This is a genomic window from Pseudomonas sp. PDM14, from assembly GCF_014851905.1.
Classification (GTDB): Bacteria; Pseudomonadota; Gammaproteobacteria; order Pseudomonadales; family Pseudomonadaceae; genus Aquipseudomonas.
Genome location: NZ_JACVAQ010000001.1, coordinates 279944 through 303674, shown reverse-complemented (window position 1 = coordinate 303674; position 23731 = coordinate 279944). Strand labels below are relative to the sequence as shown.

Below are 23731 nucleotides of genomic sequence, written 5' to 3'. Positions count from 1 at the left end.
TCGCCGGCGACCTGAGTCAGGCGAAGCTGTAGATGTCCATGCCCAGCGCGCCGAGGGTGAAGCCGCTGTGTTCGATGCGGAACTCACCACCAGCCCCGCGGGCGAAGAACAGCGGCAGCAGGTGTTCGTCGCTGGGATGGCTGCGCACGGCCGACGGTGCCTGCTGGCGGTAGGCGTAGAGCGCTGCCTGGTCGTCACTGATGAGCTTGTCGACCATCCAGTCGCGGAAATCCCGCGCCCAGGGTGCGATCACCTCGGGGCCGGCACGCCAGTCGAGTTCGCCGAGGTTGTGCGTGATGCTGCCCGAACCGATCAGCAGCACGTCCTTTTCGCGCAGGCTCGCCAGCGCCTGGCCGATGCGCGCCTGCATGAACGGGCCCAGGTGGCTCGGCAGGGAGATCTGCAGCACCGGGATATCGGCCTGCGGGTACATCAGTGACAACGGCACCCAGGCACCGTGATCGAGCGGGCGCTGTGGGTCGAGTCGGCTGGGCAGGTCGGCTTGCGCCAGTAGCTGCTGCACCTGCAGCGCCAGTTCTGGCGAGCCGGCGGCGGGGTATTGCAGGGCGTACAGCTCGGCGGGAAAACCACCGAAGTCGTGCCAGGTCTTCGGCTGCGCGGCGCTGCCAATCAGCAGGTCGCGGCTTTCCCAATGGGCGGACATGACCACGATGGCCCGCGGCTTCGGCAGGGCGGCGGCAATGCGTTGCAGGGCAGGACCGCTCGCGCCTGGCTGCAGGGCGAGCATGGGCGAGCCATGGGAGATGAAGAGGGCAGGCAGCATGACGATATCCTCGAGTGGCATGCTGCCATGGTGCGCAGTGGACCTATCGCAATCCAGTATAAATTCCTGAGGATATCGATCGACTGGATTGCTTGATCAGGCTTCAGGTCAGGTTGGCCTTGGGCGCCAGGCCATCGAACACCTCAGGCGTAAGCGCCGCGGTACCGGCTTCGTCGAGTACCTCGCGCGGGTGCTCATCGCCGGGGATGCTGCTGTCGATCATGCTCAGCAGCTGCAGGCCACGCGGGGTGAGGACGAAGTTCTCGCCGTTGCCGCCTTCGCTTTCCGGCCGGCTTTCGATGAAGCCGCCTTTGACCAGATCGGACTCGTAGTGCGTGGCTTCGGCCTGGAAGGCGTCGAGGCTCTCGATGTGTTCACCTTGCAGCTCCAGTTCGTCAGCCAATTCCTTGGCATAGACGCGCGGGGCGAAGGACTTGCCGGCGGAGTTCTGCACTTCGTGCAGCAAGCGCTCCATCAGATCCCAGTTATAGGCCATGTCAATTCTCCTTCGAGATGGTTCGGCGTGGCCGGAGGGAAATCCGGCCCCTACAGAGTCCGACCCGCAGGAGCTGGCCAAGGTTCGTACGTTTTTTCACCAGGCAAGAGGCGTGAGCAAATGGCGGGCATGAAAAAGGCGACCCCGCGGGGTCGCCTTGTTGGCTGGCGTTGCGCTGCTTAGCCGCGCTGGCGCAGGGCGGCGATGCGCTCTTCCAGCGGCGGGTGGGTCATCAGCAAGCCGGCCAGGCCATTCTTCAGGCCGCCATTGATGCCGAACGCAGTGAGGCTGTCGGGCATGTGCACCGGTACACCCTGTTCGGCGCGCAGGCGCTCCAGGGCACCGATCATCGAGGCGGTGCCGGCCAGGCGAGCGCCGGCTTCGTCGGCCTTGAACTCACGTTTGCGCGAGAACCACATGACGATGATGCTGGCCAGGATGCCCAGTACCAGCTCGGCGAAGATGGTCGCGATCCAGTAGCCGATACCGTGGCCATCGCCTTCGTTCTTCAGGATCACCTTGTCGACGAAGTTGCCGAAGATGCGTGCGAAGAACATCACGAAGGTGTTCACCACGCCCTGGATCAGGGCCAGGGTGACCATGTCGCCGTTGGCCACGTGGCCGATCTCGTGGGCCAGGACGGCCTTCACTTCATCCGGCGAGAAACGCTCGAGCAGGCCCTGGCTGACGGCAACGAGGGCATCGTTTTTGTTCCAGCCGGTGGCGAAGGCGTTGGATTCGTAAGCCGGGAAGATACCCACTTCCGGCATTTTGATGCCGGCATCGCGGGACAGTTCTTCGACGGTCTGCAGCAGCCATTGCTCATGGCGGGTACGCGGCTGGGTGATGATCTGCGTGCCGGTACTCATCTTCGCCATCCACTTGGACAGGAACAGCGAAATAAGCGAACCGGCGAAGCCGAACACGGCACAGAACACCAGCAGGCTGCCATAGTTCTGGCCGGTGAAGCGGTCTACTCCCAACAGCTTGAGGGTGATACTGGCAATGACCAGTACCGCCAGGTTGGTGGCCAGGAACAACACAATGCGCATCATGGTGGAAAGCTTCTCCTCACGGACGAAAGACGGTCTGATTATGCCGGTTATATAGGGGCGTACCCCTAGCATCTTCAACCGAGGGACTATTTCAAACTATGTCCCTGGAGCCGGTCAGCGTGCTTTCGAAGAGCAGGCGGGTGAGGCGTGCGACTCGTTCGCTGTTGTGTGCGGAGAGCGCATCGCGCAGTTGCCAGGCGAGGGTCGCCTGGACCCGGCGCACGGCAGCCGGTGGCGTTTCTTCGCTGGGCAGGGCATGCGGTACGCCACGGGACAGGCGCAGGAAACCCTTTTCGGTGAGCACGGCCTGGTCGAGGGCGTCGTAGGCGATGGTCGAGTCGAAGCGCAGGTAGCCTTCGTCGGCCAGCCACAGCATGGCGCTCAGGCAGCTCTGGTGACGCTTGCTCGGCAGGCCGAATTCGTCCGGCTCCTCGCGGCCGATCAGGTCTTCCACGTACAGCGCGGCCTTGCGCGGGAACACCTGGTAGAGCATGAGCATGCCGGCGGCGGCATCCTTGTAGAATTCGTCAATCTGCAAGTCCATGGATACACCCCGCAATGGCAGAGGAGAGCGGCGGCCCGGCGCTGGCGCGGACCGCCGAGTGCCGGTTACTGGCGGTAGGTCTTGAGGAAGCTGCCGATGCGTCCGATGGCCTGCTCCAGGTCATCCACGCGCGGCAGGGTGACCACGCGGAAGTGGTCCGGCCATGGCCAGTTGAAGGCAGTGCCCTGTACGATCAGCAGTTTCTCGGAGAGCAGCAGGTCAAGGACGAACTTCTCGTCGTTGTGGATCGCGCAGACCTTCGGGTCGATCTTCGGGAAGGCGTACAGCGCGCCCATCGGTTTGACGCAGCTGACCCCGGGGATGTCGTTGAGCAGTTTCCAGGTGCGGTTGCGCTGCTCCAACAGACGGCCGTTGGGCAGCACCAGGTCGTTGATGCTCTGGTAGCCGCCGAGCGCGGTCTGGATTGCATGCTGGCTCGGCACGTTGGCGCACAGGCGCATGTTGGCGAGGATGTCGATGCCTTCGATGTAGCTCTGCGCCTTGTGCTTGGGCCCGGAAATGGCCACCCAGCCGGAGCGAAAGCCGGCGATGCGGTAGGACTTGGACAGGCCGTTGAAGGTCAGGCACAGCACGTCCGGCGCCAGGGATGCGGTGCACACGTGCTGGGCGTCGTCGTAAAGGATCTTGTCGTAGATCTCGTCGGAGAACAGCACCAGGTTGTGCTGGCGCGCCAGTTCGACAATCTCCAGCAGCACCTCCTTCGAGTACACCGCGCCGGTCGGGTTGTTCGGGTTGATCAGCACCAGGGCCTTGGTGTTCGAAGTGATCTTGGCGCGCATGTCGGCGATATCGGGGAACCAGCCGGCCTGCTCATCGCACAGGTAGTGCACCGGCTTGCCGCCGGAGAGGGCCACGGCAGCGGTCCACAGCGGGTAGTCAGGCGCAGGGATCAGCACCTCGTCGCCGTTGTTGAGCAGGGCCTGCATGGCCATCACGATCAGCTCGGAAACACCGTTGCCGAGGTAGATGTCCTCGATGCCGACGCCTTCCACGTTCTTCTGCTGGTAGTACTGCATCACCGCCTTGCGCGCGCTGAACAGGCCTTTGGAGTCGCTGTAGCCCTGGGCGGTGGGCAGGTTGCGGATGACGTCCTGGAGGATTTCCTCGGGGGCTTCGAAACCGAACGGCGCCGGGTTGCCGATGTTCAGCTTGAGAATGCGCTGACCTTCTTCTTCCAGACGCTTGGCGTGCTTGAGCACCGGTCCACGAATGTCATAACAGACGTTGGCAAGCTTGTTCGATTTGCTGACCTGCATGATCCTGAAGCCCCGAAGTGAAAAACGCCGCAGGTGCGGCGAATGGAAAGCGTCTTGGCAGGTGGCGAGGCCGCTGCCAGACTGGCGTGAAGAACGACGCATGATACGTGCGGCCCGATGCTCGGAAAAGGTGCAGTTCGGGCTTTTTTCAGATACTGAGGTGTACCCATGGCGAAGATCGAAAAACCCCTGGAAGCCTGGCGTGACGAGCTTTCCGACGCGCAATACCACGTCTGCCGACTGGGTGGCACGGAGCGCCCGTTCACCGGCGAATACCATGACAGCAAGGTGCCGGGTATTTACCACTGCGCCTGCTGCGGCGAGGCGCTGTTCGACTCGGATGCCAAGTACGACTCCGGCAGTGGCTGGCCGAGCTATTTCCAGCCGGTGGCGGACGATGTGATCGCCGAAAAGGAAGACTTCAGCCACGGCATGCACCGCATCGAGGTCAAGTGCGCGAAGTGCGACGCTCATCTGGGCCACGTGTTTCCCGATGGCCCGCGACCGACCGGCCTGCGCTACTGCATCAACTCGCTGTCGTTGAAGCTCGAACCACGGGAGTGACACAGGGCCCGCCAGGCGCGGGCCTTATTTTTCGATAATTAAATTGTGTACAATTTAATTGTTGGCTATCTTTGCCGTCTCCTCATCCCACCGCAAAGGACTTCTGCCATGAGCGACACCCTTCTCGACATCCCGGCAACCACCATCACCGGTCAGCAAAAGACCCTGGCCGACTTCGGCGGCAAGGCCGTTCTGGTGGTCAATACCGCCAGCAAGTGTGGCTTCACCCCGCAGTACAAGGGCCTGGAAAGCATCTGGCAGCAGTACAAGGACAAGGGCCTGACCGTGGTCGGCTTCCCTTGCAACCAGTTCGGCAAGCAGGAACCGGGTGACGAGAGCGCGATTTCCGAGTTCTGCGAGCTGAACTTCGGCGTGAGCTTCCCGCTGTTCAAGAAGATCGACGTCAATGGCAGCGACGCCCACCCGTTGTTCGTCCAGCTGAAAAAACGAGCACCGGGTTTGCTCGGCAGCCAGGGCATCAAATGGAATTTCACCAAGTTCCTGATCGGGGCCGATGGCAAGGTCGTCAAGCGCTTCGCCCCGACCACCAAGCCTGAAGACCTGACCGCCGAGATCGAAGCGCTGCTGAAATGAATGCATCCGCTGCCTTCGAGGCGCAACAGCTGCTGCTCGACAACCAGCTGTGCTTCAAGCTCTACGCCGCGTCGCGTGCGGTGATCCGGGCCTACAAGCCGATGCTCGATGAGCTCGGTCTGACCTACCCGCAGTACCTGGCCATGCTGGTGCTGTGGGAGTGGCAGGCTCAGGCGCCGGCACAGCCCACGGTGAAGGCCCTGGGCGAACGCCTGTTGCTGGATTCCGGCACGCTGACGCCACTGCTCAAGCGTCTGGAACAGCTTGGGCTGGTGGTGCGCAAGCGTTCGGCACATGACGAGCGCGAGGTGCACCTGGGCTTGAGTGCTGCGGGGCAGGCGCTGCGCGAAAAGGTGGCGCCACTCAAGGCGCAGCTGCTCTGCGACAGCGGTGTCGAACCGCAGGAGCTGGATGGTCTGCGCAATGACCTCGGTACGTTGCTGCAGCGTCTTGGCGCCCTACGCTAGCCAGGTGTCGAGCAGGGCAGCGAGGTCTTCACGGCGGAATGGCTTGGCCAGGTAGTCGTTCATGCCGGCGTTCTGGCAGCGCTCGCGTTCATCGGGCAGGGCGTTGGCGGTCAGGGCGATGATCGGCAGGTCGGGCCAGCGTCCGCTCTGGCGAATGCGTCGGGTGGCTTCGTAGCCATCCATGACCGGCATGTTGCAGTCCATCAGCACGAGGTCGACGGTGTTGTGTTCCAGGTAATGGATCGCTTCGCCGCCGTGCCCGGTCACCGCCACCTCGCAGCCGAGCTTGGCGAGCATGCCCTTGGCAACCAGCTGATTCACCGAATTGTCTTCTACCAGCAGCACGCGGGCCTTGCGCAGGGCGTGGGTGGCGGGGCTGCTCGGCGCTTCATCATGGTCTTCGTGGGGTTGCAGCAGCTGTTGCAGGCTCCTGTACAAGGTGCTGCGTGACAATGGCCGTGCCAGTTGCTCGAACGGCGCAAGCTCGGCGCTGTGCGTGCTGTCGAGAAAGGCGCCGTAAGCGGAAACCAACAACAGTGGGGCGGGGCTGGCCTTGCGCAGGGTACTCAGGTGGTCGCTCTGGTCGCAGATCAGCAGGTCCGCCTTGTGTGTGCCCAGGCTGGCGTCGCTGTCCAGGCGCCGGTAGCCCAGGCCCCAGGTTGGTAGCCAGTGTTCCAGCAGTTCGGTGAGCCCGCCGTTGGCCGGGCAGAACGCCACGATGCGGCCCTGCAGGGCGCGCCATTCGCTGGCTGCGCTGGTGCTGCTGAGCGGTAGCTCGGCGTAGAAGCGGCTGCCGAAGCCTTCCTGTGAGTCCAGGCTGAGGGTGCCCTGCATGGCTTCGCACAGGCGTCGGGTCAGCGCCAGGCCAAGCCCCGTGCCGCCGTACTGGCGCGCGATACCCGCGCCAGCCTGGGTGAACGGCTGGAAGATGCGCGTCTGCGCGTCCAGCGGGATGCCGATACCGGTATCGCTGACGGCGATGCGCACACCGCCGGCGCAAGGGCCGACACGCAGGTCGACGCGGCCGAAACGGGTGAACTTGAGGGCGTTGGACAGCAGGTTGCTGACGATCTGCCGTACCCGCGTCGGGTCGCCCAGCACCTGTGCAGGCAGATGCGGGTCGATCAGGCAGGTCAGCTCGACGTTGGGGCCGGCGTTCTGCGACAACAGGCTGGCGGTGTCTTCGGCGAGGGTGCCGAGGTCGAACGGAATCTGCTCCAGCTCCAGCTGCCCGGCTTCGAATTTCGACAGGTCGAGAATGTCATTGAGCAGTTCGACCAGCACCTTGCCCGAGTCATGGGCGATTGATAGCTGCTGGCGCTGCTCCACGCTCAGCGGGCCGTCCAGCGACAGTGAAAGCATGCCCAGCAGGCCGTTGAGCGGGGTGCGGATCTCGTGGCTCATGTTGGCCAGGAACGCGGCGCGTGCCTGGGCCATCTCCAGGGCGGTGCGGCGTGCCTCTTCCAGGTCGCGGTTGGACAGGGTCAGGCGCGAGTTGGTCGCCTTCAGCTCGGCAGTGCGCGCAGAAACGATGTTCTCCAGCTCGGCCAGGTACTGGGTCAGGCGGTCCTCGGCCTCGCGACGCTGGCTGATTTCCTCGTGGATATTGGCCAACTGCTGGTTGGTCACCGCCACCAGCGTGCCGATTTCGTCGCGCTCATGGCTGGGCGGACAGGGTACCGGGCTGAAGTCGCGGCGCGGATCGCGTTCGCTGAGGGCGCGGATGATGTCGATCAGCGGCTTGGTCAGCATCACGTAGAACAGCACCAGCAGGATCAGCGAGAGCAGCAGGCTACGGGCGAAACCGGCGAGGAAGGTGAAGAGCGCGCGGCGCAGGAAGTCGCTGCCGAAGGCATAGGTGTCGACCTCCAGGCGCAGCACGCCCAGCGCTTCGTGGGGCGCGTGGCTGACGTAGAGCGGGTCTTCGAAACTGCGCTTCTCGCCGAAGAGGAAGTCGCTGAACAGCCGGTAGCGGCTCTGTTCGGCCGGCCGGTCGACCACGGCGAGGGTGGTGCCGCTGTTGTCGATGATCTCGGCGCGCATGACCGCGGGTGAGCGCAGCAGGCCGAGGACCAGCTCCTGGGCCAGTTCGGCGTCGATGTTGTAGGCGATCCGCGCAGCCGGATTGTGGCTGATCTCCAGCAGCGAGGTGATCTCGCGATTGATGGAGGCGTCTTCGCTGGCATAATCGACGCCTATCTGGATCAGGCTGAGCAGAGTCCCCAGGATAAATGCCACCAGCACCGTCAAACTGGCCTGTTTATAGGACAGGCGATGGGTGAGAGATATATCCATGGGCGGGCGACTGCTTCCTGTGTCCGTACGCCAGCCAAGCATAGCCCATCGTGTCTGCGAGCCGGCATGGTGCTAATGAGGAGTGAGTCGTGGATTCGCGATTGAACAGTTTCTTGCAACGTGCTGAAGAGGTGCTGCAGCGCCTGGAACCGCTGCTGCCCAGCCCACGTGTCGAGGTGGATTGGAACAACGCTGTGGCCGCTCGCTGGTTTCGCGAGGGGCGCAGCGGTTATCTGCAGCCGCTGCAGGTCAGCCTGGACCTGAGCCTGAGCGACCTGGTCGGCGTGGACACCCAGCGCGATCAGCTGGCGCGTAACACCCAGCAGTTCGTCAGTGGTTTGCCGGCCAACCATGTGCTGCTATGGGGCTCGCGCGGTACCGGCAAGTCGTCGCTGGTACGTGCGCTGCTCGCCGAGCATGCCAAGTCGGGCCTGCGTCTGATCGAGATCGAACGTGATCACTTGGCCGATCTGCCGCGCGTGGTTGAGCTGTTGTCCGGCCTGCCGCAGCGCTTCGTGCTGTTCTGTGACGACCTGTCCTTCGAGTCGGGCGAGGGCGACTACCGCGTGCTGAAGAGCGTGCTGGACGGCTCGCTGGAGCGTGCACCGGACAATGTTCTGCTCTACGCCACCTCCAACCGCCGCCATCTGGTGCCGGAAAAGGAGAGCGACAACGAGAACTGGAAACACGTCGAGGGCGAGCTGCACCCGAGCGAGGCGGTGGAAGACAAGATTGCCCTGTCTGACCGGTTCGGCCTGTGGCTGTCCTTCTATCCCTTTACCCAGGACCATTTCCTCGCCGTGGTGCGCCACTGGATCACCGTGATCGCCGAGCAGGCGGGGCTGGAGTGGCAGTGGAGCAATGAGCTGGAGATTCTCGCCGTTCGCTGGGCTACGGGCCGTGGCAATCGCAATGGCCGCTGCGCCTACCAGTTCGCCCGCCAGTGGGTGGGCCTGGCCCTGCTGGAACGTCAGCCATGATCGATCTGCAAGCTTCAGGGCAGGGTCTGGACGGGTATGCACTACTGGCCGTGCAGCTGGAGTCGCTGTTGGCCGACGAGCGCGATTTCGTCGCCAACAGTGCACAGTTTTCTGCCTTTCTCTTCCATGAGTTGGGTGACCTGAACTGGGCCGGCCTCTACCTGAACAAAATGGGCGAGCTGGTGCTCGGGCCTTTCCAGGGGCGCGTTGCCTGCGTACGCATTCCGTTTGGCCGTGGCGTATGCGGCGCGGCAGCGCAAAGCCGGGAGACCCAGCGTGTGGAGGATGTTCATGCATTCCCCGGGCACATCGCCTGCGACAGTGCCTCGAACAGCGAACTGGTGGTGCCGCTGGTCAAGGAGGGCGAGTTGATCGGCGTGCTCGATCTGGACAGCCCGAGCGTGGGGCGCTTTTCCGTGGAGGACCAGGCAGGTGTCGAGCGCCTGGCGGAGATATTCCTGCGCCTCACCGACTGCCGTTGAATCATGAAAAAGCCCGGCATTGCCGGGCTTTTTCATGGTCGAGTGGGCGCTTCTGACGCTCAGTCGTAGATGTTCTTCTTCTTCCAGTCGTTCTCGTCGAGAGATTTGAGGCCATCGGTAAGCTCGCTGGCTTCCTCGACTGCAGGGGCGGCGGCCTCCAGTACTACGGCGTTGGCGCGTGCCAGTTGCTGTTCGAGAACCTTGAGCTGGCTCTTGTAGCGCGACGGGTCGGGCTGTTTGCGCAGGTATTGCACGCCGCGCTCGTAGGCCAGGCGGGCTTGGCCGGGCTGACCCTTCTGCATCGCCTGCTGGCCGAGGTTGGTGAAGAACTCGTAATGCAGCTGCACCAGCATGTGGCGGATTTCCTGAATCCAGTTTTTGGCTTCGTTGGCCGGATACAGGTGCTCCTGAGCCGCACGGGTAATCACGCCGTGCAGGTCTTCGAGAATGAAACGCACGTCCTTGGCATTGGCTTCGGTCAGTACGGCCTGGGGCAGGTTGCGTACTGCAATGTCCTCGCCCCTGGTGATCATTTGCTGCAATTCGGCAATGCGTTCGCGCAGGGCGCTGTTCTGCTTGTCGAAAGGCAGCAGGCGTTCGCTGTATTGAAGTTCGATGCGGCTCAGGGCCAGTTTGAGCGGCGGGGTCATGAATTGCCCGGGGAAGCTTTCCGAGACGTTGTAGCAACGGCGTACACGGTCGGCGAACTCGGCTTTCTTGCGGGCCTTTTCCAGCTTGCTGTTATCAACCATGTGGTTGATATAGCCGATGATCATCAGCACCACCAAGGCAGCGATGATCAGGCCGGTAATAAGGAGTGGGGACACTGCATAACTCCCGAACACTGGTTTTTCTGCGAGTGTAGTGCCTTAGCCTGCACGCTCATAGCGCAATATCGGTTTCCACCTTGAAGTCATTGATTTAGAAAAATTTTTACTCAAGGGTTGACGACTTCCAAGAGCGTCCCTAGAATGCGCGCCACTCCCAACGCAGAAGCGGAAACGCAGAGCGAAAGGAGCCGGAAAGCTGTTGTAAGCTCCGGGCCACGTCCCCTTCGTCTAGTGGCCTAGGACACCGCCCTTTCACGGCGGTAACAGGGGTTCGAGTCCCCTAGGGGACGCCATATTTGCGGGAATAGCTCAGTTGGTAGAGCACGACCTTGCCAAGGTCGGGGTCGCGAGTTCGAGTCTCGTTTCCCGCTCCAAATAAACAAAAACGCCGCTCATCTGAGCGGCGTTTTTGTTTGTGCGCGTTTTCTTCAGGCCATAAAAAAGGCCTGCCGGCTAATGAAATCGGCGGGCCTTTTTGTAGGCGGTCAGTGCTTGGCGCTGTCGGTCGGCAGAGCCAGCAGCTGCTTTTCGCGGTTCCAGTCGAAGGGCTCGTCGTTGGCCTCAGCCTCGTAGCGGCGATCTTCCAGGTTCTGGTACAGGGCGATTTCCTCGTCCGGCATGAAGTGCAGGCAGTCGCCACCGAAGAACCACAGCAGGTCGCGGGGTACCAGGTGAGCGATCTGCGGGTAGCGGTGGAAGATCTGGCTGATCAGATCCTGGCCCAGGTACAGGCTGTTTTCCGGATCGTTCGGCAGGTCCTGCAGTAGCTCGTCGAAGCGTTCGAGGAACAGCGCATGGGTGTCGTCCAGTACCTGTTCGGCTTCGCCCAGAGCAACCAGAATGCCGCGCAGATGGGCGAGCAGGGCGAGGTGGTGGTCGAGATGGGACGTGGCCATGGACGGGGTTCCTGAAAGTAAAAACGGGCGCGGGAGTATAGAGCTCCACGCGCCCGCTGTCCCGAGGTGCGGGTTAGCGCACGCTGCCGGGGTTGAGTTTCAGCTCGTCCTTGCTGAAGTCGTCGACGTCGATGACCTTACGCCGCGCCACTTCGGCTTCGCGCAGGGTCTGTGCTTCCTCGGCGCTGAACAGGCCGCCACGCAATGCCGCGTCGATCAGGCTTTCGCCAACGCCTGGAGTGACCTCGTCGGCCTTGACCGCCTTGTGCAGTTTCTTCTGCAGCGGCAGCGCCGCATCAAGCAGATTGATCGCGTGTTGCAGGGCGCCGACCGGGTCGTTGGCATCCTGCGGGCGATAGCAGCCCTTGAGCACCTCCTCCAGCGCCAGGTCGCCACGCGGACGGCCGATGATGGCGGCGATTTCCGCATCCAGCTCGTCGGACGGCCCCCGGTGACGACGGCCAAAGGGGAACACCAGCACACGCAGCAGACAGCCGAAGACGCGATTGGGGAAATTGCTCAACAGGTCGTCCAGCGCCTGCTCGGCATGCCCAAGGCTTTCTTCCAGGGCCCATTGCAGCAGCGGACGCAGGTGCTCGGGGTTGCCCTGGTCGTGGTAGCGCTTGAGCGCGGCCGAGGCCAGGTAAAGGTGGCTGAGAACGTCCCCCAGGCGCGCCGACAGGCGTTCGCGGCGCTTCAGTTCGCCGCCAAGCAGCATCATGCTGAAGTCGGCGAGCAGGGCGAAGGCCGCAGCCAGGCGGTTCAATGCGCGGAAATAAGGCCGCGCCAGGTTATCCCCCGGCGCCGCGCCGAATGCGCCGAAGGTGAGGCTGAGGAGGAACGTGCTGGCCGCGTTGCTGACGGCGAAGCCGATGTGCTGCATCAGCAGCCCGTCGAACTCGTACAGCGCCTGATCGCGGTCTTCGCGGCCGGCCAGGGCCATTTCCTTCAATACATACGGATGGCAGCGGATCGCGCCCTGGCCGAAGATCATCAGGTTGCGTGAAAGAATGTTGGCGCCTTCCACGGTGATGAAGATCGGTGCGCCTTGCCAGGAGCGGGCCAGGTAGTTGTTCGGGCCCATGATGATGCCCTTGCCGCCATGCACGTCCATGGCATGGGTGATGCACTCGCGGCCGCGCTCGGTGAGGTGGTACTTGAGGATCGCCGAAAGTACCGACGGCTTTTCGCCGAGGTCGACGGCGTTGGCAGTGAGGATGCGTGCACTGTCCATCAGCCAGGCGTTGCCGCCGATGCGCGCCATCGCTTCCTGAATGCCCTCGAACGCCGACAGCGGTACGTTGAACTGCTCGCGGATGCGGGTGTACTGGCCGGTGACCAGGCTGGTGGCCTTGGCCGCGCCGGTGCCGACTGCCGGCAGCGAGATGGAACGGCCTACGGAGAGGCAGTTCATCAGCATCATCCAGCCCTTGCCGAGGTATTCCTGGCCGCCGATCAGATAGTCCAGTGGCACGAACACGTCGGTGCCGGAGTTCGGCCCGTTCATGAAGGCAGCGCCCAGTGGCAGGTGGCGGCGGCCGATTTCCACGCCGGGGGTATCGGTCGGGATCAACGCCAGGCTGATGCCCAGGTCCGCCTCTTCACCCAGCAGATGGTCGGGGTCGTAGGCCTTGAAGGCCACGCCGAGCAAGGTGGCGACCGGGCCCAGGGTGATGTAGCGCTTTTCCCAGGTCAGGCGCAGGCCGATGACTTCCTCGCCCTGCCACTGGCCTTTGCAGACGATGCCGATGTCCGGCATGGCACCGGCGTCGGAGCCGGCCATCGGGCCGGTAAGGGCGAAGCAGGGGATGTCTTCACCGCGCGCCAGGCGCGGCAGGTAGTGGCTGCGTTGTTCCTCGGTGCCGTAGTGCAGCAACAGTTCGGCGGGGCCGAGCGAGTTTGGCACCATCACAGTGGACGCGAGGTCGCCGCTACGGGTAGCCAGTTTCATCGCCACCTGAGAGTGGGCATAGGCGGAGAAGCCCTTGCCGCCGTATTCCTTGGGGATGATCAGGGCGAAGAAGCCATTGGCCTTGATGTGCTGCCAGGCTTTTTCCGGCAGATCCATCTGCTGGCCGATCTCCCAGTCGCTGACCATGGCGCAGAGTTCTTCGGTGGGGCCGTCGATGAAGGCCTGCTCTTCCTCGGTCAGTTGCGCTTTCGGGTAGGCCAGCAGTTTGTCCCAGTCCGGGCGGCCACTGAACAGCTCGCCGTCCCACCACACTGTGCCGGCCTCGATGGCGTCGCGTTCGGTTTCCGACATCGGCGGCAGGACTTTCTGGAACCAGTTGAACAGTGGCGCACTGATCAGCTTGCGGCGCAGTTCGGGGAAGCCCAGCGGGATCGCGACGCCCAGCCAGAGCACCCACAGGACCAGCAGCAGCCAGCCTGGAGCGTGGCTGAACAGGCTCATGGCCAACAAGTAGGCGGCGACGATGCCGAGTGCGGGCAGGGGAGCGGTGCGCCGGTGGGCCAGATAGACCACACCAATGACGAGTACCAGTAACCAGACAGCGAGCATGCAGAGTCCTCCATGATGACGGTAGGCCGTGGCCTCGTCACAAGCTTAGTCGCCCGCGAAATGCAGGTTGGCGACAAGGGCGGTGAGCGTGGCCGGATCGTCGTTTCCCTGGCGATGATCACCTGAATGGACTGAGGCAAATCTGCGAGATAACGCTCTGCAGTTCTGCCTTCAACCCGGCCGCTTCGTTGATAGTGACCGTCCTGGGGGATGGGAGTTCGGACTGACTGCTGGGTCGCGGAGGCGTGGCTGTCGGCGATAAAAAAGGCAGCGTCTGCTGCCTTTTTTGCCCTGTCGCATTCAGAACGTGTGATTGAGCGCCAGGCCGAGGAAGTGAATGCGCGTCTTGTACTCACCCTTGTAGTTGCCGCCATTACCCGTGCATCGCTCGCCACTGTCCTCATAGAGGCTGCCACCTCCGGGAGCCCAGCCTGCCGGTGAGCAGCCGTCGGTGTAATCCATCTTGCCCGTATCAAACTGCACGAAGCTGTAGGCCAGATCGACGGAGGTGTCCTTGAACACCTTGTAGTTGGCGCCGAAGGAGAGCCAGTACCGGTCTGCATCGGGAAACCCCGGGTGGCGGGTGGTCGAGCCGCTCACGGGCGACTTGTCGTAGGCGACACCGGTGCGCAGCAGCAGGCTATCGCTGTACTGGTAGTTCATCCCCAGGGAAATCTTGTAGGTATCGTTCCAGTCCTGTTTGACGTTCAGGTCACCCTCCGTCACCCCGTTGAAATAGGGATAGCCCTCTACCTGGTTGATGCCTACACCGATATTGTCCAGCCGCGAGTGGCGGGTCCAGGTGACATCCGCCATCAGGGCAACCGTATCGTTCAATTGATGGAAGGCGTTGACCGAAAGGGATTCGGGAGTATCGATGGAGGTGCTGCCATCCGAGTTCGGGTGCAGGCGAGCGGCAGCGAAGTCGCCCGGATTGATCCAGTTGGAGGAGTCAAGAACTTGGCCGAGAGCGCCAAGGTCAGGGATCCCCGGGATCACGCCGGTCAGGTCAGTGGAGGGATCAGGAACGGCGCCCTGGACATCGGCGAAGCTCCATTTGGTCTCGCCTTCCAGGGTGTGCTTGATATGGGAGCGATATGAAATGCCGAATCGGGTTCTGTCGGTCGGCTCCCACATGTAGCCGATGTTCCAACCAAAGCCCCAGTCATCGCCTTTGGCGCGGAAATAGCCATCACCTGAAACGTTATCGGCGAAGTTGGACGCCACGCAGTCGACGAATTCGTCGCGCGCGAGGGTAGGGCTGCAGTCACTGATCTCCGTGGGGATGACCAGGCCCAGCGGATCGAACTGGCCGATGGCCGACGCGAGAAACGTGTTGTTGTAGTTGGCGTCCACGAACTGGCCGGCCAGTTGCCGTGAGGCGCCTTTGACATCCGCGGCGCCACGCTGAATCGATTTGATGTACTGCGCGGAAACGCCAAAGCCGATGCTGTGGTGCTCGTTGAAACGGTACGCGATGCTGGGGTTGAGGTTGACGGTTTCCAGCATCGCCGACTGGATGCCGTAGCGCCCGCTCCAGTCTTCCTCATAGTCCAGCTTGGCCCCGTAGGGTACGAACATGCCAAAGCCCAGGGTGACCTGGTCACTCACCTGCTTTGAGGCGTAGAAGTTCGGTGCGGCGGCAACATCCGGGAGAAAGGATCCGGCATCGCCATCACCTTCGGCCGTAGGATTGCCAAACACGTCGGTCGAACCATGGTCTTCATACTCGCCATCGGGCAGCAGAATGCTCAGCCCGCCGCTGACCTGCGTTCCCTTGAGTCGGGCCAGGCCTGCCGGGTTGTAGAACAGTACTGAAGGGTCGTTTGCTTCGGCGCCATTGGCATGGGCGGTGCCCTGTGCCGAGACCGATTGTGACCCGAAGTGATAGCCAGAGGCTGAGGTCAGAGGGGGAAACGTCAGCGCCAAGCTGCCGCCACAGAGAGCGGACAGCCAGCATGCGGTACGAGTTATTGTCATTGTTCTCGACTCCAACAAGCTGAAACGGAGCATGTGCTCCACGAATGTTGACGGCTTCCATGCTCATTGCTTCGGCAAAAAAGCAGTCAAGGGAGATTGCCGGGAGGCAACTCGAGAAGTGTGACAATTGGTTACTTTTTCTGGTTCAGTCATTCAGTCTTTGGAGGGATCGGCGTCCTTTTCTTGAGTCATATCCGGCCATTGCCTCAGGGCAAGACCGCTGCGAGCCGTACCGTCTCGATAGCCGATTGAATGGCGGGTGTCCGCCGTTGGTTCGAAGCAGGGGAGAGAAGTTGGCCAGATTTGCCCGGACGAACGGTAGTCATATTCCATATGCATGGCCTGTTGGCTGGCCTGCCTGGCTGCCGATATCGAGGCTGGCACCTGCGGGGTTCGTCTCGCTATCACATCTAGTCGCGCGGCTACCTGGGCGCTGCCGGCACCTCCGTGCAATCAGCAAGCGCGCTAATCGCGGGCGAATTCCGCTACCCTTGCCACAGACGGTTGCAATTGCCCCGCCCCGCCCCTATCTACCCCAACTCCCTTATCGCGTGCGTATCTCTCATGAGTTCAGCCCTGTCCATTCGACAGTTGACCAAGACCTACGGCAATGGCTTCCAGGCTCTCAAGGGCATCGATCTGGATGTGGCCGAAGGCGATTTCTTCGCCTTGCTCGGCCCCAATGGCGCGGGCAAGTCGACCACCATCGGTATCCTCTCCACCCTGGTGAACAAGAGCAGCGGCACGGTCAACGTGTTCGGCCACGACCTGGACCGCGACCCCGCCGCGCTCAAGCGCTGCCTGGGCGTGGTGCCGCAGGAGTTCAACTTCAGCCAGTTCGAGAAGGTGTTCGACATCGTCGTCACCCAGGCCGGTTACTACGGCATTCCCGGGCGCGTGGCCAGGGAGCGCGCCGAGCGCTACCTGACCCAGCTTGGCCTGTGGGACAAGCGCAATGCGGCGTCGCGCGAACTGTCCGGCGGCATGAAGCGCCGGCTGATGATCGCCCGTGCGCTGGTCCACGAGCCGCGCCTGCTGATCCTCGATGAGCCGACCGCGGGGGTCGACATCGAACTGCGCCGTTCGATGTGGAGCTTCCTCACCGAACTCAACCAGCAGGGCATCACCATCATCCTCACCACGCATTACCTGGAGGAGGCCGAACAGCTGTGCCGCAACATCGGCATCATCGACCACGGCAGCATCGTCGAGAACACCAGCATGAAGGCGCTGCTCAAGACCCTGCACGTGGAAACCTTCCTTCTCGATCTCAAGGAGTCGCTGCTGGTGCCGCCGCAGCTCGAGGGGTATCCGGCGCAACTGGTCGACCACCACACCCTTGAGGTGCAGGTGGAGAAGAGCCTGGGCGTCACCGAGCTGTTCCGTCAGTTGGGTGGGCAGAACATCGAAGTCCTGAGCCTGCGCAACAAGAGCAATCGCCTGGAGGAGCTGTTCGTCTCCCTGGTGGAAAAGAACCTGTCCAAGGTGGCGCGATGAGTCCCGAGCTGAATTCCAACCTGGTCGCGCTGCAGACCATCGTCGTGCGCGAAGTGCGCCGCTTCACCCGCATCTGGCCGCAGACCCTGCTGCCACCGGCGATCACCATGGCGCTGTATTTCGTCATCTTCGGTCGGCTGATCGGCAGCCAGGTCGGCGGCGTCGGCCAGTACAGCTACATGGAGTTCATCGTGCCCGGTCTGATCATGATGGCGGTGATCACCAACTCCTACAGCAACGTGGTCTCCAGCTTCTTCAGCAGCAAGTTCCAGCGCAACATCGAGGAGCTGCTGGTCTCGCCGGTGTCGCCGCACACCATCCTCATCGGCTACGTCATCGGTGGTGTGCTGCGCGGGTTGATCGTGGCGTTCATCGTCACCTTGCTCTCGCTGTTCTTCACCAAGCTGCAGGTGCATCACCTGGGCGTGACGGTGCTGGTGATCCTGCTCACGGCGACCACCTTCGCCCTCGGCGGCTTCATCAATGCGGTGTACGCGCGCAATTTCGACGACGTGTCGATCATCCCGACCTTCGTCCTCACACCGCTGACCTACCTGGGCGGGGTGTTCTACTCGATCAGCCTGCTGCCGCCGTTCTGGCAGACGGTGTCGCTGGCCAACCCGATCCTGCACATGGTCAACGCCTTCCGCTACGGCATCCTGGGCGTTTCCGACATCAATATCGGCGTGGCCATCGTGATCATGCTGATCGCCTGTGCGCTGCTGTACACCCTGTGTATCCACCTGCTGAAAAGCGGACGTGGCATGCGTCAGTAACCCCCCGCATTTGCCATACATGACGTTACGCTCCCGGCTGGTGCGCCTCTAGCGCCGGCCGGTAGACTCAGCGGCTCAACGGAACAGAGGTTCTTATGACGCCGCGCGGCCACTCCCGACTCCTCGCCACCTGCCTGGCGCTATTGGCCATGCCCCTGTTGGCCGACCAGGCCCCCCTGGTCGAGGTGACCACTGCGCAACGTGCGCTGGTACGCGACGAGCTGATCACCTTCGGCTCTTTGCGCTCCGACGAGTCGACGGTGATCCGTCCGGAAGTCGGCGGACGCATCGCCTCCCTGCATTTTCGTGAAGGCCAGTCGGTCAAGGGTGGCGAGCTGCTGGTCAGCCTCGACGACTCGATTGCCCGTGCCGAGCTGGCCCAGGCCCAGGCCAATCTCGACCTGGCGGAGAAGAGCTACCAGCGTGCGCAGATGCTGTTCAAGCGCGGCGCCAGCAACGCCCAGGCCCAGGACGAAGCGCAGTCGCAGCAGCAGGCGGCGCGTGCCAGCCTGGCGCTGGCCCAGGCGCGGTTGGACAAGACGCAGATCCGCGCACCCTACGATGGCGTGCTCGGCCTGCGCCAGGTCAGCGCCGGCGACTACCTCAGCCCTGGCCAGGACCTGGTCAACCTGGAAGTGCTCGACCCGCTCAAGGTCGATTTCCGTATTCCGCAGAAGGCAGTCAGCCAGATCCGCATCGGCCAGCTCATCGAGCTGAGCCTCGACACCTACCCGGGCGAGCGCTTCAAGGGCGAAATCGTCGCCCTCAACCCGCGTCTGGACGAGGTCGGCCGCAGCCAGGCCGTTCGCGCCCAGCTGGGCAACCAGGACCAGCGCCTCAAGCCCGGCCAGTTCGTTCGCGTTTCGGTGATCCTCGCCGAGCGCCCCAATGCGCTGCTGATTCCGGAGGAGGCGGTGATGCCGATGGGCCAGAGCCTGTTCGTCAACCTGGTGGTGGACGGCAAGGTCGAGCGCCGGCAGATTCGTATCGGCCAGCGCCTGCGCGGCAAGGCCGAGGTGCGCGAGGGCCTGCAGGGCGATGAACAGATCATCAGCGCCGGCTGGCAGAAGGTCGCGCCGGGCCGCGAGGTGCGCGTCGCCAAGCCGGGTGACGGCGCATGACGCTGTCGGATGTGTGCATCCGCCGGCCGGTGTTCGCCACCGTGCTGTCGCTGATCATCGTCCTGCTCGGCCTGCTCGCCTACCAGCGTCTGGCCGTGCGCGAGTACCCGAACATCGACGTGCCGATCGTCACGGTCAACGTCATCTACCCCGGCGCCAGCCCGGAAATCATGGAGTCGCAGGTCGCTCAGCCGATCGAGGACGTGCTCTCGGGCATCGAAGGGCTGGATTTCGTCAGCTCGATCAGCCGCTCGGAAAACACCCAGATCACCGCGCAGTTCCTGCTCGGCACCAACTCCGACGAAGCCGCCAACGACGTGCGTGACCGCCTCGGTCGGGTGCGCAGCCTGCTGCCGGAGGAAATCGACGAGCCGCTGGTGCAGAAGGTCGAGGCCGACGCCCAGCCGGTAATCTGGCTGGCCTTCCACAGTGACCGCTATTCGGCGATGGAAATCACCGATGTGCTCGAGCGCGTGGTGCAGGATCGCCTGCAGACCATCCCAGGTGTTTCGGAGGTGCAGATTCGCGGTGCGCGCACCTACGCCATGCGCATCTGGCTCGACCCGGAAAAGCTCGCCGCCCACGACCTCACTGTGCAGGACGTGGAAGACGCCCTGCGCCGGCAGAACGTGGAGATTCCCGCCGGACGCATCGAGTCGGTACAGCGCGAGTTCTCGGTGCTGTCGGAAACCGATCTGAAGACCCCGGAAGAATTCAACCAGCTGATCCTCGACGACTCGCGCGGCTACCTGCTGCGCCTGAACGACATCGGTCACGCCGAGATCGGCGCCGCGGACGAACGCACGGTGGTGCGCTTCAACGGCCATCCGGCGGTTGCCCTGGGCCTGGTCAAGCAGGCCACGGCCAACCCGCTGGAAATCTCCGACGGTCTCAACGCCGCCATGCCCGATGTGCGCGGTCTGCTGCCCGAGGGCATGCAGATGTCGGTGGCCAACGACAACTCGCTGTTCATTCGCGAGTCGATCAAGAACGTCTACGCGACCATCTGGGAAGCGGTGGTGCTGGTCATCCTGATCATCTTCCTGTTCCTGCGCTCGCTGCGTGCCACGCTGATTCCGCTGGTGACCATTCCCGTGTCGCTGATCGGTGCCTTCGCCCTGATGGCGCTGATGGGCTTCACGGTCAATACCCTGACGCTGCTGGCAATGGTCCTGGCCATCGGTCTGGTGGTGGACGACGCCATCGTCGTGCTGGAGAACATCCACCGGCATATCGAGGAAGGGTTGTCGCCCATGCAGGCGGCGTTCAAGGGTAGCCGCGAGATCGCCTTCGCGGTGATCGCCATGACCCTGACCCTGGCCGCGGTGTACGCGCCGATCGGCTTCATGCAGGGCACCAGTGGCAAGCTGTTCACCGAGTTCGCCTGGACCCTGGCCGGCGCCGTACTGGTGTCCGGCTTCGTCGCCCTGACGCTGTCGCCGATGATGTGCGGGCGCCTGCTCAAGGCCCATGTGCCGGATCAGCGCCACGGGCGCTTCTACAACCTCATCGAAGCCTTCCTCAACGGCCTGACCTACCGTTACCGCCACCTGCTGGAGCGCGTGCTGCGTGCCTGGTTCCTGGTGGTGGCGCTGCTGCTCGGCATCCTCCTGTTGTGTGCCTGGCTGTTCGGCAGCCTGCGCAGCGAGCTGGCGCCGACCGAGGACACCGGCACCATCGTCACCTCGATCAACGGCCCGGACGGTGCCACGGTCGGCTACACCAGCCGCTACGCGCGGCAACTGGAGGCGGCCTACGAGAGCGTGCCGGAAACCAACCGCTACATGGTCATCGTCGGTTTCCCCACGGTGGCCCAGGGCCTGTCGTTCATGAAGCTGGAGGACTGGGACGAGCGCGAGCGCAGCCAGTTCGAGATCCGCAACGAGCTGTTGCCCAGGCTGCAGGACATCGCCGGCGTGCGTGCCTTCCCCAACAACCGCCCACCGCTGGGGCAGAGCGCACGCAACCAGCCGGTCAACTTCGTGGTGCGTTCCTCGCTGGAATACGCCGAGCTGCAGGTCTACGTCGACAGGCTGCTCGATGCGGTGCGCGGCTACCCTGGCCTGGAAAGCCTGGACACCGACCTCAAGCTCAACACGCCGCAGCTCAAGATCACGGTCAACCGTGAGCAGGCGGTGGCGGTCGGCACCGACGTGGCGACCATCGGCCGCAGCATGGAAAGCCTGTTCGGCAGCCGCCAGGTCACGCGCTTCAAACAGAACGGCGAACAGTACGACGTGATGGTGCAGCTGGCCGACGTCGACCGCAGCAACCCGGAAGACCTCAATCGCGTCTACGTGCGCGGGCGCAACGACAACATGGTGCAGCTTTCCAACCTGATCGACGTGCAGGAGACCGTGGCACCGCGCGAGCTCAACCACTTCAACCAGCTGCGCGCGGTGACCGTCAGTGCCAACGTCGGCAGCGGCTACACCCTGGGCGAGGCGCTGGATCACCTGGAGGAGACCGCGCGTGGCATCTTCCCGGCGGATACCCAGTTCGACTACACCGGCATGTCGCGTGACTTCAAGGACTCCAGCGGCAGCGTGGCGCTGATCTTCGTCCTCGCCCTGGTGTTCATCTTCCTGGTGCTGGCGGCGCAGTTCGAGAGCTTCTTCGACCCGCTGGTGATCCTGCTCAGCGTGCCGCTGTCGATGGCCGGTGCGCTGCTGGCGCTGAAGCTGTTCGGCGGCACGCTGAACATCTATTCGCAGGTCGGCTTGGTAACGCTGATCGGGCTGATCACCAAGCACGGCATTCTCATCGTCGAATTTGCCAACCAGCTGCTGCGCGAAGGCCGCGAGCTGGGCGAGGCGGTGATGGAGGCCTCGGTGCAGCGCCTGCGGCCGATCCTCATGACCACCGGCGCCATGGTCCTCGGTTCGCTGCCGCTGGCCATCGCCAGCGGTGCGGGCGCAGAGAGCCGTCAGCAGATCGGCATGGTCATCGTCGGCGGCCTGCTGGTCGGCACCTTCTTCACCCTGTTCGTGGTGCCGACGTTGTACACGCTGCTGCGGCGCTGGCGGCCGATCCGGGTGGAGGAGGACGAGGCGCAGGCAATTCCGGTCTGAGGGCTTGCCTTGCCACGGTGGCAAGGTTTTAGGCTAAGTATTCTTTTCATTGATCAGAAGGACTGTTCATGCGCACTTCCATCCTTTGCGGCCTGCTCTACGTGCTCAGCCTGCCAGTGTTGGCCGCTGGTGATCACGGCGGGCATGGCGATCACGGGGCGCACGGCGGGCAGGCAGCTGCGCCATTTGGCCAGCCGGCCAAGGCCGAACAGGCGACGCGCACGGTGGAGATCGTGCTCGGCGACATGTACTACCGCCCGGCGTCCCTTGAGGTCAAAGCCGGCGAGACGGTGCGTTTTGTGCTGAAGAACGAAGGCAAGCTGCCGCACGAGTTCAGCCTGGGTGACGCCGCTTCTCACGCCGAGCACCAGAAACAGATGCTGGCAATGCAGCAGATGGGCCACAGCATGGCGCACGAGGATGCCAGTACCGCTTCCGTCGAAGCCGGCGGTCAGGCCGAGCTGACCTGGACCTTCGCCCAGGCGGGTGAGCTGCAGTTCGCCTGCAACATCTCTGGTCACTACCAGGCCGGCATGGTCGGGCAGGTGCAGGTTCGCTGACCGTACCGAATGTGGCAGCGGGGTATAATGCCGGCCGTTTTCAGCTTTCAGGCCGTTGTCATGCATCATCCCGCCGATCATTCGCCGCTGGGCAAGTCCAGCGAATACGTTGCCGTCTACAGCCCCGAGCTGCTGTTCCCGATCCCGCGGGCGACCAAGTGGGCAGAGCTGGGGCTGGAGGCGGGCAACCTGCCGTACCACGGCGTGGATGTGTGGAACTGCTACGAGCTGTCCTGGCTGACGCCGTCGGGCAGGCCGGTAGTGGCCATCGGCGAATTCGTCATCCCGGCCGACTCGCCGAACATCATCGAATCCAAGTCGTTCAAGCTCTACCTCAACTCGCTGAACCAGTCGCCCTTCGCCGATGCGGCGGCGCTGACCGAGGTGCTGGTGCGTGATCTCTCCGCCGTGGCCGGTGCGCCAGTGGCGGTGCGCGTACGCCGGCTCGACGAAGTGGCGGTGGAGGGCGTGGTGATCCTGCCGGGCGCTTGCATCGACGAGATGGACATCGCCGTCAGCGACTACTCGCAGCCGCGTCCCGAACTGCTGGCCTGCGACACCACGCGGGTAACCGAACAGACCCTGTACAGCCACCTGCTCAAGTCCAACTGCCCGGTCACCGGCCAGCCGGACTGGGGCACGCTGGTGGTCGATTACCGTGGCCCGGCGCTCGATCCGGCCAGCCTGCTGGCCTACGTGGCGAGCTTTCGCCAGCACCAGGATTTCCACGAGCAGTGCGTGGAGCGCATCTTCCTCGACCTGCTGCGCCTGCTGCAGCCGGAGAGGCTGACGGTGTACGCGCGCTATGTGCGCCGTGGCGGGCTGGACATCAATCCGTACCGCAGCCTGCACCCGCTGGACGTCGACAACCGCCGCCTGGTGCGCCAGTAACGCCTGACGCAGAAACGCAAAACCCCGGCCTGATGCCGGGGTTTTCGTTT

At 63.3% G+C, this 23731-nt stretch carries 21 protein-coding genes and 2 tRNA genes; 13 read left to right on the top strand and 10 right to left on the bottom strand.

Annotation, left to right across the window (positions count from 1 at the left end; all coding sequences use genetic code 11):
- Positions 1-16: 16 nt before the first annotated feature.
- The 5 genes from IB229_RS01285 to IB229_RS01265 form a co-directional block, all read right to left on the bottom strand.
- Entirely contained in the window at positions 17-784 is a 768-nt protein-coding gene (locus IB229_RS01285; RefSeq protein WP_192324182.1) for a DODA-type extradiol aromatic ring-opening family dioxygenase, read from the bottom strand.
- Between the two features lie 103 nt (positions 785-887).
- The gene (locus IB229_RS01280; protein WP_192324180.1) at positions 888-1280 is read right to left on the bottom strand and encodes a transcriptional regulator; all 393 of its coding nucleotides are present in this window, start codon (positions 1278-1280) and stop codon (positions 888-890) included.
- Between the two features lie 179 nt (positions 1281-1459).
- Entirely contained in the window at positions 1460-2335 is an 876-nt protein-coding gene (gene htpX, locus IB229_RS01275; RefSeq protein ID WP_192324178.1) for a protease HtpX, read from the bottom strand.
- A 91-nt stretch (positions 2336-2426) separates the two neighbouring features.
- Positions 2427-2879: a hypothetical protein gene (locus IB229_RS01270; RefSeq protein ID WP_192324176.1), complete on the bottom strand. Its 453-nt coding sequence runs from the start codon at positions 2877-2879 to the stop codon at positions 2427-2429.
- 65 nt (positions 2880-2944) lie between these two features.
- Positions 2945-4156, bottom strand: coding sequence for a pyridoxal phosphate-dependent aminotransferase (locus tag IB229_RS01265; RefSeq protein ID WP_192324174.1), 1212 nt, complete (start codon positions 4154-4156; stop codon positions 2945-2947).
- Positions 4157-4324: 168 nt separating this feature from the next.
- Between IB229_RS01265 and msrB the strand changes: the two genes are divergently transcribed.
- The 3 genes from msrB to IB229_RS01250 all read left to right on the top strand — a co-directional run bounded on the left by msrB (position 4325) and on the right by IB229_RS01250 (position 5781).
- Positions 4325-4720, top strand: a complete 396-nt coding sequence (gene msrB / locus IB229_RS01260) for a peptide-methionine (R)-S-oxide reductase MsrB (RefSeq protein WP_192324171.1) — start codon at positions 4325-4327, stop codon at positions 4718-4720.
- Between the two features lie 108 nt (positions 4721-4828).
- Positions 4829-5314 carry a glutathione peroxidase gene (locus IB229_RS01255; protein ID WP_192324169.1) on the top strand — a complete coding sequence of 162 codons (486 nt, stop codon included), beginning with the start codon at positions 4829-4831 and terminating at the stop codon, positions 5312-5314.
- Positions 5311-5781 (top strand): MarR family winged helix-turn-helix transcriptional regulator, encoded by a 471-nt coding sequence (locus IB229_RS01250; RefSeq protein ID WP_192324167.1) that lies wholly within the window; start codon positions 5311-5313, stop codon positions 5779-5781. The genes IB229_RS01255 and IB229_RS01250 overlap by 4 nt, the downstream gene beginning before the upstream one ends.
- Here IB229_RS01250 and IB229_RS01245 read toward each other — a convergent pair.
- Positions 5773-8118, bottom strand: coding sequence for a response regulator (locus tag IB229_RS01245; protein WP_225578890.1), 2346 nt, complete (start codon positions 8116-8118; stop codon positions 5773-5775). The genes IB229_RS01250 and IB229_RS01245 overlap by 9 nt on opposite strands.
- Before the next feature lie 47 nt (positions 8119-8165).
- Here IB229_RS01245 and IB229_RS01240 point away from each other — a divergent pair, with 47 nt between their 5' ends.
- Entirely contained in the window at positions 8166-9056 is an 891-nt protein-coding gene (locus tag IB229_RS01240) for an ATP-binding protein (protein WP_192324163.1), read from the top strand.
- Complete coding sequence (locus IB229_RS01235) at positions 9053-9538, top strand: GAF domain-containing protein (RefSeq protein ID WP_192324161.1); 486 nt, start codon at positions 9053-9055, stop codon at positions 9536-9538. The genes IB229_RS01240 and IB229_RS01235 overlap by 4 nt, the downstream gene beginning before the upstream one ends.
- A 59-nt stretch (positions 9539-9597) precedes the next feature.
- Here the strand turns inward: IB229_RS01235 and IB229_RS01230 are convergent, their stop codons facing one another.
- A complete protein-coding gene (locus IB229_RS01230) occupies positions 9598-10365 on the bottom strand; it encodes a hypothetical protein (RefSeq protein WP_192324159.1) in 768 nt (255 codons plus the stop codon).
- Positions 10366-10585: 220 nt separating this feature from the next.
- On the opposite strand from IB229_RS01230, the gene IB229_RS01225 reads away from it, so the two are divergent.
- Together IB229_RS01225 and IB229_RS01220 are read left to right on the top strand one after the other, a co-directional pair.
- Positions 10586-10661, top strand: a tRNA-Glu gene (locus IB229_RS01225).
- A 5-nt stretch (positions 10662-10666) separates the two neighbouring features.
- Positions 10667-10742, top strand: a tRNA-Gly gene (locus tag IB229_RS01220).
- A gap of 111 nt (positions 10743-10853) precedes the next feature.
- Here the strand turns inward: IB229_RS01220 and IB229_RS01215 are convergent.
- The 3 genes from IB229_RS01215 to IB229_RS01205 all read right to left on the bottom strand — a co-directional run bounded on the left by IB229_RS01215 (position 10854) and on the right by IB229_RS01205 (position 15714).
- Positions 10854-11264: a PA2817 family protein gene (locus IB229_RS01215; protein ID WP_192324157.1), complete on the bottom strand. Its 411-nt coding sequence runs from the start codon at positions 11262-11264 to the stop codon at positions 10854-10856.
- Between the two features lie 73 nt (positions 11265-11337).
- On the bottom strand, positions 11338-13785 hold the full coding sequence (locus tag IB229_RS01210; RefSeq protein WP_192324155.1) for an acyl-CoA dehydrogenase: 2448 nt from the start codon (positions 13783-13785) through the stop codon (positions 11338-11340).
- 300 nt (positions 13786-14085) lie between these two features.
- The gene (locus IB229_RS01205) at positions 14086-15714 is read right to left on the bottom strand and encodes an OmpP1/FadL family transporter (protein ID WP_225578889.1); all 1629 of its coding nucleotides are present in this window, start codon (positions 15712-15714) and stop codon (positions 14086-14088) included.
- A 615-nt stretch (positions 15715-16329) separates the two neighbouring features.
- Here IB229_RS01205 and IB229_RS01200 point away from each other — a divergent pair.
- From IB229_RS01200 to queF, 6 genes are all read left to right on the top strand, one after another.
- Positions 16330-17262, top strand: coding sequence for an ABC transporter ATP-binding protein (locus IB229_RS01200; RefSeq protein ID WP_192324153.1), 933 nt, complete (start codon positions 16330-16332; stop codon positions 17260-17262).
- Positions 17259-18038, top strand: a complete 780-nt coding sequence (locus IB229_RS01195; protein WP_192324151.1) for an ABC transporter permease — start codon at positions 17259-17261, stop codon at positions 18036-18038. Before IB229_RS01200 ends, IB229_RS01195 begins: the two co-directional genes overlap by 4 nt.
- Positions 18039-18187: 149 nt before the next feature.
- The gene (locus tag IB229_RS01190; protein WP_225578888.1) at positions 18188-19159 is read left to right on the top strand and encodes an efflux RND transporter periplasmic adaptor subunit; all 972 of its coding nucleotides are present in this window, start codon (positions 18188-18190) and stop codon (positions 19157-19159) included.
- Entirely contained in the window at positions 19156-22230 is a 3075-nt protein-coding gene (locus IB229_RS01185; RefSeq protein WP_192324147.1) for an efflux RND transporter permease subunit, read from the top strand. The genes IB229_RS01190 and IB229_RS01185 overlap by 4 nt, the downstream gene beginning before the upstream one ends.
- 62 nt (positions 22231-22292) lie before the next feature.
- Positions 22293-22790 carry a plastocyanin/azurin family copper-binding protein gene (locus IB229_RS01180; RefSeq protein WP_225578979.1) on the top strand — a complete coding sequence of 166 codons (498 nt, stop codon included), beginning with the start codon at positions 22293-22295 and terminating at the stop codon, positions 22788-22790.
- 60 nt (positions 22791-22850) lie between these two features.
- Positions 22851-23681 (top strand): NADPH-dependent 7-cyano-7-deazaguanine reductase QueF, encoded by an 831-nt coding sequence (queF, locus tag IB229_RS01175; protein ID WP_192324143.1) that lies wholly within the window; start codon positions 22851-22853, stop codon positions 23679-23681.
- Positions 23682-23731 lie beyond the last annotated feature (50 nt).

Bases quoted from the DNA above. Each gene is read 5' to 3' on its own strand.
- IB229_RS01190 (WP_225578888.1), top strand. From the start codon at position 18,188: ATGCCCCTGTTGGCCGACCAGGCCCCCCTGGTCGAGGTGACCACTGCG.
- IB229_RS01210 (WP_192324155.1), bottom strand. From the start codon at position 13,785: ATGCTCGCTGTCTGGTTACTGGTACTCGTCATTGGTGTGGTCTATCTG.
- htpX (WP_192324178.1), bottom strand. From the start codon at position 2,335: ATGATGCGCATTGTGTTGTTCCTGGCCACCAACCTGGCGGTACTGGTC.
- IB229_RS01195 (WP_192324151.1), top strand. From the start codon at position 17,259: ATGAGTCCCGAGCTGAATTCCAACCTGGTCGCGCTGCAGACCATCGTC.
- IB229_RS01215 (WP_192324157.1), bottom strand. From the start codon at position 11,264: ATGGCCACGTCCCATCTCGACCACCACCTCGCCCTGCTCGCCCATCTG.
- IB229_RS01245 (WP_225578890.1), bottom strand. From the start codon at position 8,118: ATGCTTGGCTGGCGTACGGACACAGGAAGCAGTCGCCCGCCCATGGAT.
- IB229_RS01185 (WP_192324147.1), top strand. From the start codon at position 19,156: ATGACGCTGTCGGATGTGTGCATCCGCCGGCCGGTGTTCGCCACCGTG.
- IB229_RS01265 (WP_192324174.1), bottom strand. From the start codon at position 4,156: ATGCAGGTCAGCAAATCGAACAAGCTTGCCAACGTCTGTTATGACATT.
- IB229_RS01200 (WP_192324153.1), top strand. From the start codon at position 16,330: ATGAGTTCAGCCCTGTCCATTCGACAGTTGACCAAGACCTACGGCAAT.
- IB229_RS01235 (WP_192324161.1), top strand. From the start codon at position 9,053: ATGATCGATCTGCAAGCTTCAGGGCAGGGTCTGGACGGGTATGCACTA.
- IB229_RS01270 (WP_192324176.1), bottom strand. From the start codon at position 2,879: ATGGACTTGCAGATTGACGAATTCTACAAGGATGCCGCCGCCGGCATG.
- IB229_RS01280 (WP_192324180.1), bottom strand. From the start codon at position 1,280: ATGGCCTATAACTGGGATCTGATGGAGCGCTTGCTGCACGAAGTGCAG.
- IB229_RS01255 (WP_192324169.1), top strand. From the start codon at position 4,829: ATGAGCGACACCCTTCTCGACATCCCGGCAACCACCATCACCGGTCAG.
- msrB (WP_192324171.1), top strand. From the start codon at position 4,325: ATGGCGAAGATCGAAAAACCCCTGGAAGCCTGGCGTGACGAGCTTTCC.
- IB229_RS01285 (WP_192324182.1), bottom strand. From the start codon at position 784: ATGCTGCCTGCCCTCTTCATCTCCCATGGCTCGCCCATGCTCGCCCTG.
- IB229_RS01250 (WP_192324167.1), top strand. From the start codon at position 5,311: ATGAATGCATCCGCTGCCTTCGAGGCGCAACAGCTGCTGCTCGACAAC.
- queF (WP_192324143.1), top strand. From the start codon at position 22,851: ATGCATCATCCCGCCGATCATTCGCCGCTGGGCAAGTCCAGCGAATAC.